This window comes from Roseimaritima sediminicola (assembly GCF_009618275.1).
Lineage (GTDB): Bacteria > Planctomycetota > Planctomycetia > Pirellulales > Pirellulaceae > Roseimaritima > Roseimaritima sediminicola.
Map to the genome: position 1 here is coordinate 1 of NZ_WIAD01000174.1, position 407 is coordinate 407.

The 407-nt window shown below is 56.8% G+C and carries 1 protein-coding gene; it reads left to right on the top strand.

Annotated elements, in window-relative coordinates; all coding sequences use genetic code 11:
* Positions 1 to 28: 28 nt before the first annotated feature.
* Positions 29 to 407 (top strand): hypothetical protein (locus tag GE027_RS22730; RefSeq protein ID WP_202617524.1); only part of this gene is annotated, 379 nt, incomplete at its 3' end.

Consider the following 407-nt stretch of genomic DNA (forward strand, 5'->3'; position numbering starts at 1 on the left):
AGCAGGCAAAACGAAATACGCCCACCAGATGGTCGCTGCTGTGTTGGTGCATCCCGATCGCAAGGAAGTGATCCCGCTGGCGATCGAACCCATCGTCAAACAGGACGGCGAGACAAAGAACGACTGCGAGCGGAATGCCACGCGACGTTTGCTCAAGCGAATAAAACAACAACACCCCAAGCTCAAACTGGTTATTACCGAAGATGGGATCGCCAGTAATGCTCCGCACATCGCGGACCTGCAATCCTATGGCTACCACTACATCCTCGGCGCCAAACCGGGAGACCACGCTCACCTGTACGACGCCGTAGTCAGGGCAGGTGACAACGATCGACTACACTGCTTCACGACCAAGCATTTGGACGCGAAGGGTTCGAGCAGCGGAACGCAGTGGGCCAAGCGGTTGC